A 16,240-nucleotide genomic window follows, 5' to 3' on the forward strand; every position below is an offset into this window, starting at 1 on the left:
GAGAATATGAATGACGCAGCAAACTGCCGCCGCACTGCGCGACTTTACTAACCGCTATTGCCAGCACTGGCAGCAGCACACGGGCCATGCGCCAGCCAGCAGCGATCTGTATGGCGTGCCGTCGCCTTGTGCGCTGGAAGATCGTGACCAGCGTGTCCTGTGGCAGCCACAGCCCTTTAGCCTGCCGCCCAGTCTCGACGCGGTAGGACGGGCGATCGACCTCCAGTTGCAACCGCAGATCACCACGTTTTACACCACTCAGTTCGCCGGAGACATGCAGGCCCGTTTCCAGCAACGGAACCTGACGCTTTTGCAGGTGTGGAGTGAAGAGGATTTCCTGCGACTGCAGGAGAATCTGATTGGCCATTTACTGATGCAGCGCCGCCTGCGCCAGTCGCCAACGCTGTTTATCGCCACCACGGAATCAGAACAGGAGATCGTCTCTTTATCGAACCTCAGCGGGGAAGTGGTTCTGGAGCAGCCGGGCCGTAAACAGCGTGAAGTTTTAGCCGAAAATATTGAGATATTTCTTAAGTTATTACAGCCGGTTACCGAGTGACTTGCAGTGATCGCCTGGCTTGCTTGTGAGATATCTCTTACAAGGCGTGTGCGAGATCGTCAGATGTAGCTTGAGACATCTGGATGGCCGGGATGTAAAAATATTGTGAATCATCGACTTAATGGCATTAGTCTGAAATTGTTTCGCTAAGATGCTGAACTTACGCTTTTAGTCACTTGTATGCACAATTAGTTCTGTCAGAATATCTCGCACTGGCAGGATGCTGGGGACAAAGATATCGTCAGGATGAGGATAAGCCAGGAGGCGGGAACGTAACGGAGTTTACGGCACACGGAAGGTTTCAGGCTGAAACAGGACCGCTCAGGATTGAGCAAGGGACACCTCCAGGATGGAGAATGAGAGCCCCTCAGAAGAGGTGGTGGGCCAGGAGGCTAAGGATTCATCAGGATGATGCGCGACAGGAGTTCGCACTGGACAAGTTGTCACGGAAGAGCAGGGAGCATTAACGTAGCGGGATGGCTGCAAACGAACCGGGAGCACTGTTTTTACAGTGCTCCCTTTTTTTGTGCCTGCGCCAACAAGTGATATGCTTGCCGCCCGTTTTTTTACTGTCCGCTGGAGGTGGCGCATGACGCCCGAACAATTGATTAAGCAGCGGCTGGAGCAGGTTGAAGCGGTGTTGCGTGAGCACGATCTCTGGCAAAGCACACCCCCTGATGCCAGCGCTTTCGACAGCCGCGAGCCGTTTTGCCTTGATACGCTCGAACCGCTGCAATGGCTGCAATGGGTGTTGATTCCCCGAATGCACGCCCTGATTGCGGCCCGGCATCCACTGCCGCAAAACTTCGCTGTTGCCCCCTATTATGAAGTGGCGCTGGTGCCTGACCAGCCCGGTGTTGCGCCGCTGTTACTGACGCTGCGTCAGCTTGATGCGTTACTGAAGGATGCGGCGGTCTGATGCTGGAAATTATTTATCAGGACCGCTGGCTGGTGGCGGTGAACAAACCGAGCGGCTGGCTGGTGCATCGTAGCTGGCTGGATCGGCATGAGACGGTGTTTGTCATGCAGACGGTGCGCGATCAGATCGGTCAGCATGTGTTTACCGCGCATCGTCTGGATCGTCCTACCTCCGGTGTGCTGCTGATGGGATTGTCCAGCGAAGTCGGACGGCTGCTGTCGCAGCAGTTTGAGCAACATCAGATGCAAAAAACCTACCATGCGGTAGTACGCGGCTGGCTGGAAACCAGCGGTACGCTGGATTATCCGCTGGTAGAAGAGCTGGACAAAATAGCCGATAAGCATGCCACTGAAGAACGTACGGCGCAGCCGGCGGTCACCGACTATCAGTCACTGGCCACGGTGGAGATGCCGGTGGGTAGTGGCCGCTATGCGACATCGCGCTATAGCCTGGTTGAACTGTCGCCGAAAAGCGGTCGCAAACATCAGCTGCGCCGGCACATGTCGCACCTGCGTCATCCAATCATCGGCGACTCTGCACACGGCGATCTGCGGCAGAACCGCGGCGCGGCGCAGCACTTCGGCGCTAACCGCCTGATGCTGCATGCCAGCAGCCTGGCGCTGACCCATCCGGTCACCGGCGAGCCGTTGCTGATCCGTGCCGGGCTGGATAGTGTCTGGCAGAATCTGATGACACAGTTTGGCTGGCAGGATCGCATTCCTGAGGTGCCGCGGGTTGAGTTTGCGGCGGCGCCAGGACAGGATAACGTTTCAGAATAAGGGAGAAGGCAGATGGCAAAGATTGGCATTTTTGTGGGCACGGTATACGGCAATGCGTTGCTGGTGGCGGAAGAGGCAGAGCCGATTCTGCAACAGCAGGGCCACAGCGTGACGGTGTTTGAAGATCCGACGCTGGCAGACTGGCAGGCCTACGCCAGTGATGTAGCGTTGATTGTCACCTCTACCACCGGACACGGCGATTTTCCCGATACCATTTCGGGGCTGTTCCACGCGGTAAAAGATAAGCTGGGTCATCAGCCGACGCTGCGTTATGGCGTCATTGCGCTGGGTGACAGCAGTTATGATCATTTTTGTGGCGCGGGTAAAACCTTTGATGCGTTGCTGCAGGAGCAGAGTGCCCAACGGGTGGGTGAAGTCCTGCTGGTTGATGCCAGTGAAAATCCCGAGCCGGAAGCGGTTACTTCTCCGTGGGTTGAGGCCTGGGGCGCGCTGCTGTAATCCGTAACTGCTTTGCGCCCTGCGCCGGCCTCAGGCGTTTTATTGCCGTGGTAGCGGACGAGAACCGGCCCGGATCGCCGCCGTGGCAATCCGGGCGCAGCCTGTGATCAGGTAATCGGTGCCGGGTTAAACACCGCCAGCTGGTTACGTATTCCCCAGCGATCTGACCAGGTCTGTTTGCGGCCGCTGGCAATATCCAGAATCAACTCAAACAGTCGCCAGCCAACCTGCTCAATACTCTCCTCGCCGGTTGCGATAGTCCCGGCATTAATATCCATCAGATCGTGCCAGCGTTCGGCCAGCGCATTACGCGTTGCCATCTTGATCACCGGAATGGCCGCCAGTCCGTACGGCGTACCGCGCCCGGTGGTAAACACCTGCAGGGTAATGCCGGAGGCCATCTGTTGGGTCCCGCAGACGAAATCACTGGCGGGGGTGGCGGCGTAAATTAATCCGCGACGGGTAGGGCGCTGTCCCGGTGACAGCACTTCTACAATCGCGCTGCGGCCCGATTTCGCAATGGAGCCGAGCGCTTTTTCGACCACGTTGGCCAGCCCGCCTTTTTTATTGCCGGGCGAAGGGTTAGCGCTGCGGTCAGTCTGACCCTGGTTGAGATAGTCGTCATACCAGGCCATCTCCTCCAGTAAGCGCTTACCAACCTCTTCATTAATCACCCGCGGCGTCAGCAGATGAATCGCATCACGAACTTCCGTGACTTCAGAGAACATCACCGTGGCACCACAACGCACCAGCAGATCTGAGGCAAAGCCCACGGCGGGATTGGCGGTCACGCCAGAGAAGGCATCGCTGCCGCCGCACTGCATGCCGACGATCAGCTCTGAGGCGGGACAGGTTTCGCGCTGGCGCTGATTCAGTCGCTTGAGGTGGCGCTCGGCGACCTGCAATATTTCGTCAACCATTGCACCAAAGCCCACCAGCTTTTCATCCTGCAGACGCACAATGTCATGCTCCTCCAGCGAGATCGGCTGTACGTCTGGCGTGCCGGTCAGCAGCCGTTCCGGCTGTAATTTTTCGCAGCCCAGACTCACAATCATCACTTCGCCGCCGAAATTGGCGTTCAGCGCCAGGTTGTGGATGGTGCGAATCGGCACTACAGCCGCCGGGGCATTGATCGCCACGCCGCAGCCATAAAGATGATTCAGGGCGACAACGCCATCGACGTTGGGATAGCGCGGCAGCAAATCACGCTCAATCAATTGCACAACATGATCCACCACGCCCGCCACGCAGTGCACGCTGGTGGTGATGCCGAGCAGGTTACGCGTTCCGACGCTGCCATCGGCGTTGCGATAGCCTTCGAAGGTATAGCCTTCCAGCGCAGGCAGTTCGGCAGGGACCTGCGTCGCCAGCGGCAGGCTGGCCAGCGGCGGCGCTTCCGGTAGCGTCACCAGGGACTCATCAATCCAGCTGCCCTCAGCAATATCGCGCAGCGCATAACCAATGATTTCGCCGTAGCGCACAATTGCTGCGCCCTGCGCAATCGCGCTCAGCGCAACTTTATGCCCTTGCGGCACATGCTCAGTCAGCGTCAGGCCATCAGCAAAACGGGTGCCGGCTGGCAGTCCGAGGCTGTTAACCACAATTGCGACGTTGTCGTGCTCATGGACTTTGATATAGAGCGGTTGTTCGGTTGTTGTTGGGGTCATCGCTCACCTTCCCGTCTGTCGTACCGTACTTGTGCGGTGCGTTGTTGTCGTGGTGTTACCTGTCAGTCGCTCACTGTTTGCCAGCTTCAGTATAGGGAGGCGCTGTGGGCTGTACATTGTGCAATTGACCGGCTTTGAAAAGATTTATAGCCCCGTTTTGGGTCGATTAACCAAAAGCAAGTGAAGACCCTCACAAACAGCGTGGGAAACCGGCTTTCTGGCCGGTTACGCGTCCGATATTTACAGGTTCCGTGAGCCATGCCGCAGGATTCTGTGCAAACGCCAAATAATCCCGCAAACATCAATCCTATTCCAGGGCGATACTCCAATGTCATCGCGGCAGGCTGTTCTTATACTGATTTTCGTTAACCCAGGTCAGGTTATCCGTCACGACGCTTTACCCGGTTTGTTGCCTGTTGCACCGGCCTTGTCCGCCCATCGCTGATGAGGTGCTGTTAACCGGCAGGCAGTCGCTGAAACAGCGAAGGGGTAATAAAGATTTGCCAAAAAAAAAAGATCGCCGTGTTTAACCTCATTTCTCTCTGATACCCAACGCGATGTGTATGCAGTCAGAGCGAATGTAGCTCACGCTATATTTCAGGAGTGCATCATGAATAGTTTCAGCCAGACAGCGGAAGCGGTGCAGAAGCGCACCAATGCCCGTTACTGGATTGTGGTGATGTTATTTATTGTTACCTCATTCAACTACGGTGACCGCGCAACCATTTCGATTGCCGGTTCGGCGATGTCCAAAGATATAGGCCTCGATTCAGTCGGACTTGGCTATATCTTCTCCGCCTTCTCATGGGCGTACGTTATTGGTCAGATTCCGGGCGGCTGGCTGCTCGACCGCTTCGGCTCAAAACGCGTCTATTTCTGGAGCATCTTTACCTGGTCGCTATTTACCTTCCTGCAAGGGTTTGTCGATCTGTTCAGCGGCTTCGGTATCATCATGTCATTGTTTATGCTGCGTTTCCTGGTAGGGCTGGCCGAAGCACCTTCCTTCCCTGGCAACAGCCGCATTGTCGCGGCCTGGTTTCCGGCGCAGGAGCGCGGCACGGCGGTGGCGATCTTCAACTCGGCACAATATTTCGCTACCGTCATCTTCGCGCCGATCATGGGCTGGCTGGTCTCTTCAGTGGGCTGGGCACACGTATTCTGGTTCATGGGTGGACTCGGCATCATCCTCAGCTTCATCTGGCTGAAAGTGATCCACGATCCCACCGATCACCCTGGCGTGAATAAAGCCGAACTGGAGTATATGGAGCAGGGCGGTGCGCTGATCAATATGGATGTCAAAAAGGATAGCCGCAAAGTGAGCTGGAGCGAGAAGTGGTTCCAGATCAAACAGCTGCTGACCTCACGCATGATGTTAGGCATCTACCTCGGTCAATACTGCGTTAACGCCTTAACCTACTTTTTCATTACCTGGTTCCCGGTCTATCTGGTACAGGCGCGCGGCATGTCGATTCTTAAAGCGGGCTTTATTGCCTCGATTCCGGCGGTATGCGGCTTCCTCGGCGGCGTCCTGGGCGGGGTGATTTCCGACTGGCTGATGCGCAAAACCGGCTCGCTGAATATCGCGCGTAAAACGCCGATAGTGCTCGGCATGCTGCTCTCCATTTCGATGGTGATGTGTAACTACACCGATACCGAGTGGGTGGTAGTGTTCTTCATGGCGCTGGCGTTCTTCGGTAAAGGAATCGGTGCGCTGGGCTGGGCGGTGATGGCAGATACCGCGCCGAAAGAGATCAGTGGCCTGAGCGGCGGTCTGTTCAACATGTTTGGTAACTTTTCTGGCATCGTGACGCCTATCGCCATCGGTTACATCATCGCCACCAGCGGATCCTTTGAAGGCGCGCTGATTTATGTCGGTATTCACGCCTTTGTCGCCGCCTTCAGCTTCCTGGTGATAGCGGGCGATATCAAACGTGTCGAACTGAAAACCTGGTCCGGTAAGGATGCCTCATGAATACACAAAGTTCACCGGTGATCACCGGGATGCAGGTTATCCCGGTCGCCGGTTATGACAGCATGCTGCTCAATATTGGCGGTGCGCACAACGCCTGTTTTACCCGCAACATTGTGGTACTCACCGACAGCGCCGGTCACACCGGCGTCGGTGAAGCGCCAGGCGGCGACACCATCTATCAGACGCTGGTTGAGGCGATTCCGCAGGTCAAAGGCCAGCAGATTGCACGAATGAACCACCTGGTGCAGCAGGTGCACAAGGGCAATCAGTCGGCTGACTTCACCACTTTCGGTAACGGTGCCTGGACCTTTGAGTTGCGGGTCAATGCGGTGGCGGCGCTGGAAGCGGCGCTACTCGATCTGCTGGGACAGTGCCTCGGCGTGCCGGTGGCAGAGTTACTGGGGCCCGGCAAGCAGCGTGATGAGGTCACGGTGCTGGGCTATCTGTTCTACCTTGGCGATCGCCGCAAGACCGATCTGCCTTATCTGAGCGGTGAACAGGCCAGTCATGAGTGGTATCACCTGCGTCATCAGGAAGCACTGAGTAGCGAAGCGGTGGTGCGACTGGCAGAGGCGGCGCAGGACAAATATGGCTTTAAAGATTTCAAACTCAAAGGCGGCGTGCTGCCAGGCGAACAGGAGATCGCAACCGCCGCGGCGCTGAAGCAGCGCTTCCCGGATGCGCGCATTACCGTCGATCCCAACGGGGCCTGGCTACTGGATGAAGCGATCGCCCTGTGCAAAGGAATGGCGGATGTCCTGAGCTATGCCGAAGATCCCTGCGGTGCAGAACAGGGCTACTCAGGACGCGAGGTAATGGCGGAGTTCCGGCGCGCCACTGGCTTACCGGTCGCCACCAACATGATCGCCACCAACTGGCGCGAGATGAACCACGCGGTGATGCTCAACGCAGTCGATATTCCGTTAGCCGATCCGCACTTCTGGACGCTGAGCGGTGCCGTGCGGGTGGCGCAACTGTGCGACGAATGGGGCCTGACGTGGGGCTGCCATTCCAATAACCACTTCGACATTTCGCTGGCGATGTTTACCCACGTTGGCGCAGCGGCACCGGGCAATCCGACCGCCATTGATACCCACTGGATCTGGCAGGAGGGCGATCAGCGCCTGACCAAAAATCCCCTTCAAATCCGCAACGGCAAAATCACCGTGCCGGATGCGCCAGGCCTCGGCATCGAGCTTGACTGGGACCGCGTGCATCAGGCCCATCAGCTTTTCCAGTCACTGCCTGCGGGTGCCCGTAACGACGCCACAGCGATGCAATATCTGATTCCCGGTTGGACATTCGACCGTAAGCGCCCGGCATTTGGCCGCGCAACAGCATAAGGAGCAGGAGATGAGTTCAACACCGAAAGTTACCGCCATGCAGGTCATTCCGGTTGCCGGCCACGACAGCATGCTGCTTAACCTCAGCGGCGCGCATTCGCCATTCTTCACCCGCAACATTGTGATTATCAAGGATAACGCTGGCCACACCGGCGTCGGCGAAATCCCGGGCGGTGAAAAAATCCGTCAGACGCTGGAAGATGCGGCTTCGCTGGTGATTGGCAAAACTGTGGGTGAATACAAAAACATTCTCAGCCTGGTGCGCAGCACCTTTGCCGATCGGGATGCCAGCGGGCGCGGCACCCAGACCTTTGATCTGCGCACCACTATCCATGTGGTGACCGGCATTGAAGCGGCGCTGCTCGACCTGCTGGGTCAGCATCTGGAGGTGAATGTGGCCTCGCTGCTGGGTGACGGACAACAGCGCGACCGCGTTGAGATGCTCGGCTATCTGTTCTATATCGGCGACCGCCGCAAGACGTCCCTGCCTTATCAGAGCCAGGAGAGCGATCCCTGTGACTGGTATCGCCTGCGCCACGAAGAGGCGTTAACCCCGGAGACGGTGGTACGGCTGGCGGAAGCGGCTTATGAAAAATACGGTTTTAACGATTTCAAACTGAAGGGCGGCGTATTGCGCGGTGGCGAAGAGGCAGAAGCAGTTACCGCACTGGCGAAGCGTTTCCCCGAGGCGCGTATCACCCTCGATCCTAACGGCGCCTGGTCGCTGAACGAAGCCATCATGCTGGGTAAGCAACTGAAAAATGTGCTGGCCTACGCTGAAGATCCCTGTGGTGCAGAGCAGGGCTACTCAGGACGGGAAGTGATGGCGGAGTTCCGTCGCGCCACGGGTATGCCGACCGCCACCAATATGATCGCCACCGACTGGCGGCAGATGGGCCATACGCTGTCATTGCAGTCGGTCGATATTCCGCTGGCCGATCCGCATTTCTGGACCATGCAGGGCTCGGTGCGGGTTGCGCAGATGTGCCATGACTTTGGCCTGACCTGGGGTTCGCACTCGAATAACCACTTCGATATTTCGCTGGCGATGTTTACCCACGTTGCCGCCGCCGCGCCGGGCGCAATCACCGCGATTGATACCCACTGGATCTGGCAGGAGGGCAATCAGCGCCTGACCAAAGAGCCGTTCCAGATCAAAGGCGGCATGGTGCAGGTGCCGCAGAAACCGGGTCTCGGCGTTGAGCTGGATATGGATCAGGTGATGCAGGCCAATGCGCTGTATCAGAAGCAGGGGCTGGGCGCACGCGATGATGCTCAGGCGATGCAATTTCTGGTGCCGGGATGGACCTACGACAATAAACGTCCCTGCCTGGTACGTTAACCTTTTCGGCTCCCCCCGGGGAGCCACCGCCACAGGAGTTAACCATGAGTAATGCAGCCTGGCCGAATGGATTTCGTCGTCGTTTGTTAGCGGGTGAAACCCTGATCGGCAGCTGGTGTGCGCTTGCCAGCCCGATTTCTACCGAGATTTTAGGTCTGGCCGGTTTTGACTGGCTGGTGCTGGATGGCGAACATGCGCCAAACGATATCACCACCTTTGTGCCGCAGCTGATGGCGCTGAAGGGCAGTCACAGTGCGCCCGTGGTGCGTCCTCCCTGCAATGAGCCGGTAATCATCAAGCGGCTGCTCGACATCGGCTTCAGTAACTTCCTGGTGCCGTTTGTTGAGACGGAAGAGGAAGCGCTGCGCGCAGTGGCATCAACCCGCTATCCTCCCGCCGGCATCCGCGGCGTGTCGGTTTCGCATCGCAGCAACATGTACGGCACCCTGCCGGACTACAACAGCAGCATCAACGACAACATCACCGTGCTGGTGCAGATTGAAACCCAGCAGGCAGTGGACAACATCGACGCCATCGCAGCGGTAGACGGAGTTGACGGCATCTTTGTTGGCCCGGGCGATCTCTCCGCCGCTCTCGGCTATCTCGGTCAGCCAGCACACCCGGAAGTGCTGAAAGTGATTAAACACATCTTCGAACGCGCCAAAGCCGCGGGCAAACCCAGCGGCATTCTGGCGCCGGTGGAAGCCGATGCGCGCCGCTACCTGGAATGGGGCGCAACCTTTGTCGCGGTCGGCAGCGATCTCGGTGTGTTCCGCAACGCCACACAGGCGCTTTGCGACAAATTTAAGCGCTAATCAATCAAGGGGAAACGCAATGAAAATTGGATTTATCGGCCTGGGAATCATGGGCAAACCAATGAGTAAAAATCTGGTGAAAGCCGGTTATTCGCTGGTGGTCCGCGACCATAATCCTGAGAACGAAGCGGAACTGGTTGAGCTGGGCGCGACCGTTGCGAAATCAGCCAGAGAGCTGGCTGAGCAGTGTGACGTGGTGATCACCATGGTGCCTAATTCGCCACAGGTCAAAGAGGTCTGTCTCGGCGAAGAGGGCATTATCGCGGCGGAAAAACCGGGCCTGATTGTGATCGACATGAGTTCAATCGCCCCGCTTGCCAGCCGCGAAGTTCACGATGCGCTGGCGACAAAGCAGATCAAAATGCTGGATGCGCCGGTCAGCGGCGGCGAACCCAAAGCGATCGAAGGCACGCTGTCAGTGATGGTGGGCGGCGACAAAGCGGTCTTCGATCACTGCTACGACATCATGAAAGCAATGGCGGCCTCGGTGGTCCATACCGGCGATATCGGGGCAGGCAACGTGACCAAGCTGGCTAATCAGGTGATTGTGGCACTGAACATTGCCGCGATGTCCGAAGCGTTATCACTGGCAACCAAGGCGGGCGTTAATCCGGATCTGGTTTATCAGGCGATCCGTGGCGGCCTGGCGGGCAGTACCGTGCTGGACGCCAAAGCGCCGATGGTGATGGATCGCAATTTTAAGCCCGGCTTCCGTATTGATCTGCATATCAAGGACCTGGCGAATGCGCTGGATACCTCACACGGCGTTGGCGCGCACCTGCCGCTGACGGCGGCGGTGATGGAGATGATGCAGGCGCTGCGTAATGATGGTCAGGGTTCATCCGACCACAGCGCGCTTGCCTGCTATTATGAGAAGTTAGCGAAGGTTGAAATCGCCCGCTAAAACCCGGTGCCGGTGTCTGCGGATGCCGGACTGGTTTCAGAGCATTTCAATCCCTTAACAGCGCTCGGATTGCCTATGAAAATCGTAATCGCACCGGATTCATATAAAGAGAGTTTATCCGCCCTAGATGTGGCATCGGCGATAGAAACGGGTTTCCGTGAAATTTTCCCCGATGCGCATTATGTGAAAATACCGGTCGCCGACGGTGGTGAAGGCACGGTAGAAGCGATGGTGGCGGCGACGAAAGGAAAAATCGTCAGGTTAAAGGTTACCGGGCCGCTTGGCGCGCAGGTCGACGCTTTTTATGGTTTGTCCGGTGACGAGCGCACGGCCTATATCGAAATGGCGGCTGCCAGTGGCCTCGAACGGGTGCCCGCCGCGCAACGCGATCCGCGGGTGACCACCTCCTTTGGCACCGGCGAACTGATTAAAAACGCGCTGGATAAGGGCGTCGGACATATCATTATCGGCATCGGCGGCAGCGCCACCAATGACGGCGGGTCTGGCATGATGCAGGCGCTCGGTGCCCGACTGCTGAACGCCCAGGGCAGTGAAATCGGTTATGGCGGCGGCGCACTGCCTGACCTCGCCTCGATTGATATCAGCCAGCTGGATAGCCGCATTTCACAGTGCCGGATCGAGGTGGCCTGTGATGTGACCAATCCGCTGACCGGCGAAGAGGGTGCCTCGGCGATTTTCGGCCCGCAAAAAGGGGCGACGCCGGCGCTGGTGCAGCAGCTTGACCAGGCGCTGGCCCACTACGCGGCGATTATTCACCGCGATCTGGATATCGATGTGTTGCATATTCCCGGCGGTGGCGCGGCGGGCGGTATGGGAGCGGCGCTGCATGCGTTTTGTCAGGCTGATTTACGCCGCGGTATTGAGATTGTCACCGAAGCGCTGGGGCTGGCGGAACAGGTCAGGGACGCCGATCTGGTGATTACCGGTGAAGGGCGCATCGACAGCCAGAGTATTAATGGCAAGGTGCCGATTGGCGTCGCCAGCGTTGCAAAACGCTTCAATAAGCCGGTAATCGGCATCGCTGGCAGCCTGACGGCGGATGTCGGCGTGGTGCATCAGCACGGTATTGATGCGGTATTCAGCGTGCTCTACAGCATCTGTTCACTGGACGAGGCGCTGGCCAGCGCCGGCAGGAACGTCCAGCTGACCGCACGTAACGTCGCGGCGACGCTGAAGCTGGCCGGTTTCCGCTAACCGGGCGGGCAATTCAGCGCGTCGGCATTGCTGATGACGCGCTGTCTGATGAAGGCTGAGTCACCCGCCGGTGCGGCAGCAGGGCAATGCCGTGCCGGTATTATTCGACGCCCAGTATCCGCCGGGCTTCTCTGGCGACATTCTCCATCTCATCCTGCAACTCCAGCAGTTCAGGTTCCAGCGCGGCAATATCGCTGGCCTGAAGCAGTTCGCGCTCCAGCTGATGGCAAAGTTGCTTCATGCGTGGCACGCCGCTGTAGCTGGCGCTGCCGTGCAGCTTGTGAATGATCTCACGCAGCGCGCTCACCTCATTACTGGCCATAAACTGCGCGATTTTTGCGTGGGCCTCAGGTAAAAACTCCAGCAGCATCCGCAGCAGATCGCGCGCCAGATCCGGCTTGTTGGCTGCCTGTCGCAGCGCCAGCTGCCAGTCGAGCGTCGGCAGAATGTGCGGCAGTTCCGGAACTGCGGCGGCTGGCGGTGGCGTGTAGCGCGCCAGTAGCTGGCTTAGCTTACTTTCATCAATCGGTTTGGCCAGATAGCCATTCATCCCCGCTTTAATCAGCTGTTCGCGCTCGCCGTCAATCGCATGGGCGGTGACCGCGACAATCGGCGTACTGGCATGATGTGGCAGGCTGCGAATGATTTCGCTGGCGCGGATACCGTCAATATCAGGCATCTGAATATCCATCAGGATCACATCCAGCGCCTGCTGGCGGGCTTCGCGAATCGCGTGTTCGGCACTGTTACACAGCACGATGCGTTGTACCTGCTCCTCAAGTAAAGCGCCGATCAGCTTGAGATTGGCCGGATTGTCATCCACCGCCATCACCGTTAACGGCAGGCGCGGCGAAAGCGGCAGTTCACTGCTCTGACGGGTGTGCAGATCCAGCAACATCGGCAGCAGGCGGGTCAGGGAGATCGGTTTAGCGATACAGCTATCAATGCCGCGCACCTTCAGCTCATCGGCCAGCAGCATCATCGGGCTGGGCAGTGCCATCAGCACATGATCGGCCCGATCCAGCAGGGCATTAATCTGGCTTTCCGCCAGTAACTGATGCTGGCTGACATTAACCGGCATCGCCATCAGCAGCAGCGGATAGTGCGCCTCGCTTAAGCCCTCCAGCGTCTCGCTGTAATCGATCTGCAGCGGCGTCGCGCTTAACATCTCCAGTGCCGCCCGGGCTACTGCAGGATTGGCTTCCACATAGGCGATACGCGCATGCGACAGCGCCTCCAGCACCCGTGGCATACCTGGCGCATTCGGGTTGAGATCCAACTGCACCCGAATCACGAAGGTGGAGCCGTGATCGGGCTGGCTGCTGAAGGTGATTTCCCCGCCCATCTCCCGCACCAGTTTCTGGGTGATCACCAACCCCAGTCCGGTCCCGCCGTGACGGCGAGAAATGCTGGCGTCCGCCTGACGGAACGCCTGGAACAGCTGGGTCTGCTGCTGCTCAGAGATGCCGATACCGGTATCCTCGACCTGAATTTCCAGCTCGACCCGGGTATGGGTGATTACCCGCTGTCCGACGCGCAGGCCAATGGTGCCTTTTTCGGTAAATTTAATCGCGTTGCCAATCAGGTTGATCAGGATCTGCTGCAGGCGCAGCGCATCGCCAATCACGTTATCCGGTACGCTGCTGTCGCACACTACCGTCAGCTCCAGACCTTTGTCATGGGCCGACGGTGCCAGCAGCACCAGCGTTTCATCCAGCGTGGCGCGCAGCGGAAAGGGGATCGCCTCCAGCATCAGCTTGCCCGCTTCCAGCTTCGAGAAGTCGAGCACATCGTTGATAATGCTGAGCAGGTTATTGGCCGAGCGCTCAATGGTCTGCATATAATCGCGCTGGGTGGCGCGCAACTGGGTCTTCAGCATCTGACGGGTAAAGCCGAGTACGCCATTCAGCGGCGTGCGCAGTTCATGCGACATGTTGGCTAAAAATTCGGACTTGATGCGGGCGGCTTCCTGTGCCCGTTTTTTCGCCAGATCCAGCTCAACGTTCTGTATCTCCAGCTGCTCCAGCGTCTCGCGCAGGTCGTAGGTCGCCTGATCGATATTATGCTGCATCTCTTCGTGGTAGGCAGTAAGCGACATCGCCATCGCGTTGATGCCGTTTTTAAGAATGCTCAGCTCCCCCAGCATGTAGCCTTCGACCCGGCTGTCGAGCTGACCCCGACGAATCCGGTCCACGGTGGTGACCATATTGCGGATCGGGCCGGTGACGTCGCGCATCAGGCGGTAGGCGAACAGCATCGCAATACAGAGACAGAACAGCAGCATCAGCGTCGCGACAAACACTTCTTTGTACTGCTGCAGCCGCACCGACTGCAGATCCAGCTCAATCGCCACATAGCCCAGCGGATTACCCGCCGGTTTGGCATCTTCATCCGGTAATTCGTCCACGTCATAGCGTTCGGTGGTAATCGGGGTACGCAGAATCAGCAGACTGCCGTGCCGTTCCATTGAGACATCATCGGGCAGGGCGCGAATATCATCCTGCTGCAGCAGGCTCAGGTTCTGCTTGTGGTTGGAGGTGACGTAGAGTTGGTTATGGTTGTCGAACACCGAAATCGCCCGGACAATACCGGAGTGGCGGCGGTGCAGCAGACTGACCAGTTCGCGCATCGCATCGCGATTATGCCAGGTCATGCTGTATTCGCTGGAGATCGCCAGCGGTTCGATGATGTTGGCACCGGCATCCATCACCTGCCGTTGCAGTTCGTTGTAGCGATGCACCACAAAAAATGAGCTGAGCAGCAGGCCAACCATCAGCGTGGGTGCCAGGATTAAAATCATCATTCGCGCCCGCAGGCTGTATTTGGTCATAATAGTCGCCTGGCTACTCCGGCTTAACGTCCCTGTGCATCCGTCGACAAACCTGTGCACATCGTTTTTAGAGAAAGAGAATTAACAACACTATGGCGCAATTTTACGCTGCAAAACAGCGCGTGGCGACGCAACAACGCCTTACCGTCACCATTGAAGAGCTTGATCCGTTCGGGCAGGGCGTGGCGCGTCATAAAGGCAAAACCATTTTTGTCAGCGGTGCGCTGCCTGGCGAACAGGCAGAAATTACGCTGACAGAGGATAAACGGCAATTTGCCCGAGCGAAAGTGACGCGGCTGTTAAACACCAGTCCGGCGCGCGTCACGCCGCGCTGTCCGCATTTTCAGCGTTGCGGTGGCTGCCAGCAGCAGCATGTGGAAGTGGCACTGCAGCAGCAGAGCAAAGCCCGGGCGCTGAGCCGGATGCTGAGCCAGGCGGCACAGCAGCCGGTGGCGGTTGATGAGGTGATTGCCGGTGAGCCCTGGGGCTATCGCCGTCGCGCCCGGCTGGGCCTGCAGTGGCACAACAAGCAGCAGCGCCTGCAGATGGGCTTTCGCCAGGAAGCGAGCAACGATCTGGTCGATATCCAGCAATGCCCCATTTTGATGCCCGAACTTGAGGCATTGATCACGCCGCTGCGCCAGTGCCTGAGTGGCTTACGCGCCGTCAGGCGTCTCGGCCACGTTGAGCTGGTGCTGGCGGACAACGGTCCACTGATGATCCTGCGCCATCTTGATGCGCTGCAGGCGGAAGACCGTGAAAAGCTGGAACAGTTTTCGCATAAGCATCAGCTGATGCTGTTACTGGATGCAGGTGATGAGACATTAACGCCGTTAACCGAAGCGAAGCCGTTTTATCACTCTCATCAACTTAAGCTAACCTTCAGTCCACAGGATTTCATTCAGGTAAATGATGCGGTGAACCAGCAGATGGTGGCACAGGCGCTAAGCTGGCTCGATCTGCAGCCGGAAGACCAGGTGCTGGACCTGTTTTGCGGTATGGGAAACTTCACACTTCCTATCGGAATCTTCGTACAAAATGTAGTTGGTGTGGAGGGCATTGCAGCATTAGTACGGCAGGCAGCGTATAATGCTGAGCTGAATAATCTTAAAAATGTTCGCTTTTTCCAGCATAACCTGGAGGAAGACGTGTCGCGCCAGCCGTGGGCGGCACAGGGATTTAACAAGGTATTACTCGATCCGGCTCGTGCCGGGGCTGCTGGCGTTATGGCGCATGTGGTTAAACTTGCACCAGAACGCGTGGTCTATGTTTCGTGTAATCCCACCACACTCGCGCGTGACAGCCAGACATTGCTGTCAGCGGGCTACCAATTGGAAAGGGTCGCGATGCTGGATATGTTCCCTCATACCCGTCATCTCGAATCCATGGTGCTGTTCAGAAAAACAGAAGCGATGGGCTAAGTCGCTGTGCAGGAG

At 57.7% G+C, this 16,240-nt stretch carries 13 protein-coding genes; 11 read left to right on the top strand and 2 right to left on the bottom strand.

Features of this window, described 5'->3' with window-relative positions; genetic code table 11:
• Positions 1–10 precede the first annotated feature (10 nt).
• The 4 genes from syd (at position 11) to ABIB18_RS15920 (ending at position 2,716) form a co-directional block, all read left to right on the top strand.
• Positions 11–559 (top strand): SecY-interacting protein, encoded by a 549-nt coding sequence (syd, locus tag ABIB18_RS15905; RefSeq protein ID WP_279810386.1) that lies wholly within the window; start codon positions 11–13, stop codon positions 557–559.
• A 589-nt stretch (positions 560–1,148) separates the two neighbouring features.
• Positions 1,149–1,478, top strand: a complete 330-nt coding sequence (locus ABIB18_RS15910) for a YqcC family protein (protein WP_354474770.1) — start codon at positions 1,149–1,151, stop codon at positions 1,476–1,478.
• Positions 1,478–2,257, top strand: coding sequence for a tRNA pseudouridine(65) synthase TruC (gene truC, locus ABIB18_RS15915; RefSeq protein WP_354474772.1), 780 nt, complete (start codon positions 1,478–1,480; stop codon positions 2,255–2,257). The genes ABIB18_RS15910 and truC overlap by 1 nt, the downstream gene beginning before the upstream one ends.
• A gap of 12 nt (positions 2,258–2,269) precedes the next feature.
• Positions 2,270–2,716 (top strand): flavodoxin, encoded by a 447-nt coding sequence (locus tag ABIB18_RS15920; protein WP_031374725.1) that lies wholly within the window; start codon positions 2,270–2,272, stop codon positions 2,714–2,716.
• A 107-nt stretch (positions 2,717–2,823) separates the two neighbouring features.
• Here the strand turns inward: ABIB18_RS15920 and garD are convergent, their stop codons facing one another.
• A complete protein-coding gene (gene garD / locus ABIB18_RS15925; RefSeq protein ID WP_069728888.1) occupies positions 2,824–4,383 on the bottom strand; it encodes a galactarate dehydratase in 1,560 nt (519 codons plus the stop codon).
• Between the two features lie 610 nt (positions 4,384–4,993).
• Here garD and ABIB18_RS15930 point away from each other — a divergent pair.
• The 6 genes from ABIB18_RS15930 (at position 4,994) to ABIB18_RS15955 (ending at position 11,974) form a co-directional block, all read left to right on the top strand.
• The gene (locus ABIB18_RS15930) at positions 4,994–6,355 is read left to right on the top strand and encodes an MFS transporter (RefSeq protein ID WP_031374727.1); all 1,362 of its coding nucleotides are present in this window, start codon (positions 4,994–4,996) and stop codon (positions 6,353–6,355) included.
• The gene (locus tag ABIB18_RS15935; RefSeq protein ID WP_031374728.1) at positions 6,352–7,698 is read left to right on the top strand and encodes an enolase C-terminal domain-like protein; all 1,347 of its coding nucleotides are present in this window, start codon (positions 6,352–6,354) and stop codon (positions 7,696–7,698) included. Before ABIB18_RS15930 ends, ABIB18_RS15935 begins: the two co-directional genes overlap by 4 nt.
• A gap of 10 nt (positions 7,699–7,708) precedes the next feature.
• A complete protein-coding gene (gudD, locus tag ABIB18_RS15940; RefSeq protein WP_031374729.1) occupies positions 7,709–9,040 on the top strand; it encodes a glucarate dehydratase in 1,332 nt (443 codons plus the stop codon).
• Between the two features lie 44 nt (positions 9,041–9,084).
• Positions 9,085–9,855: a 2-dehydro-3-deoxyglucarate aldolase gene (gene garL / locus ABIB18_RS15945; protein ID WP_031374730.1), complete on the top strand. Its 771-nt coding sequence runs from the start codon at positions 9,085–9,087 to the stop codon at positions 9,853–9,855.
• A 19-nt stretch (positions 9,856–9,874) separates the two neighbouring features.
• Positions 9,875–10,759, top strand: coding sequence for a 2-hydroxy-3-oxopropionate reductase (garR, locus tag ABIB18_RS15950; RefSeq protein ID WP_046289597.1), 885 nt, complete (start codon positions 9,875–9,877; stop codon positions 10,757–10,759).
• A 75-nt stretch (positions 10,760–10,834) separates the two neighbouring features.
• The gene (locus tag ABIB18_RS15955; RefSeq protein WP_031374731.1) at positions 10,835–11,974 is read left to right on the top strand and encodes a glycerate kinase; all 1,140 of its coding nucleotides are present in this window, start codon (positions 10,835–10,837) and stop codon (positions 11,972–11,974) included.
• 100 nt (positions 11,975–12,074) lie between these two features.
• On the opposite strand, the gene barA is transcribed toward ABIB18_RS15955, so the two are convergent.
• Complete coding sequence (gene barA / locus ABIB18_RS15960; protein WP_354474776.1) at positions 12,075–14,804, bottom strand: two-component sensor histidine kinase BarA; 2,730 nt, start codon at positions 14,802–14,804, stop codon at positions 12,075–12,077.
• A 92-nt stretch (positions 14,805–14,896) separates the two neighbouring features.
• Here barA and rlmD point away from each other — a divergent pair, with 92 nt between their 5' ends.
• Positions 14,897–16,225: a 23S rRNA (uracil(1939)-C(5))-methyltransferase RlmD gene (gene rlmD / locus ABIB18_RS15965; protein ID WP_031374733.1), complete on the top strand. Its 1,329-nt coding sequence runs from the start codon at positions 14,897–14,899 to the stop codon at positions 16,223–16,225.
• Positions 16,226–16,240 lie beyond the last annotated feature (15 nt).

The organism is Pantoea sp. UYEF8, from assembly GCF_040546285.1.
In the GTDB taxonomy this organism is placed as follows: Bacteria; Pseudomonadota; Gammaproteobacteria; order Enterobacterales; family Enterobacteriaceae; genus Pantoea; species Pantoea brenneri.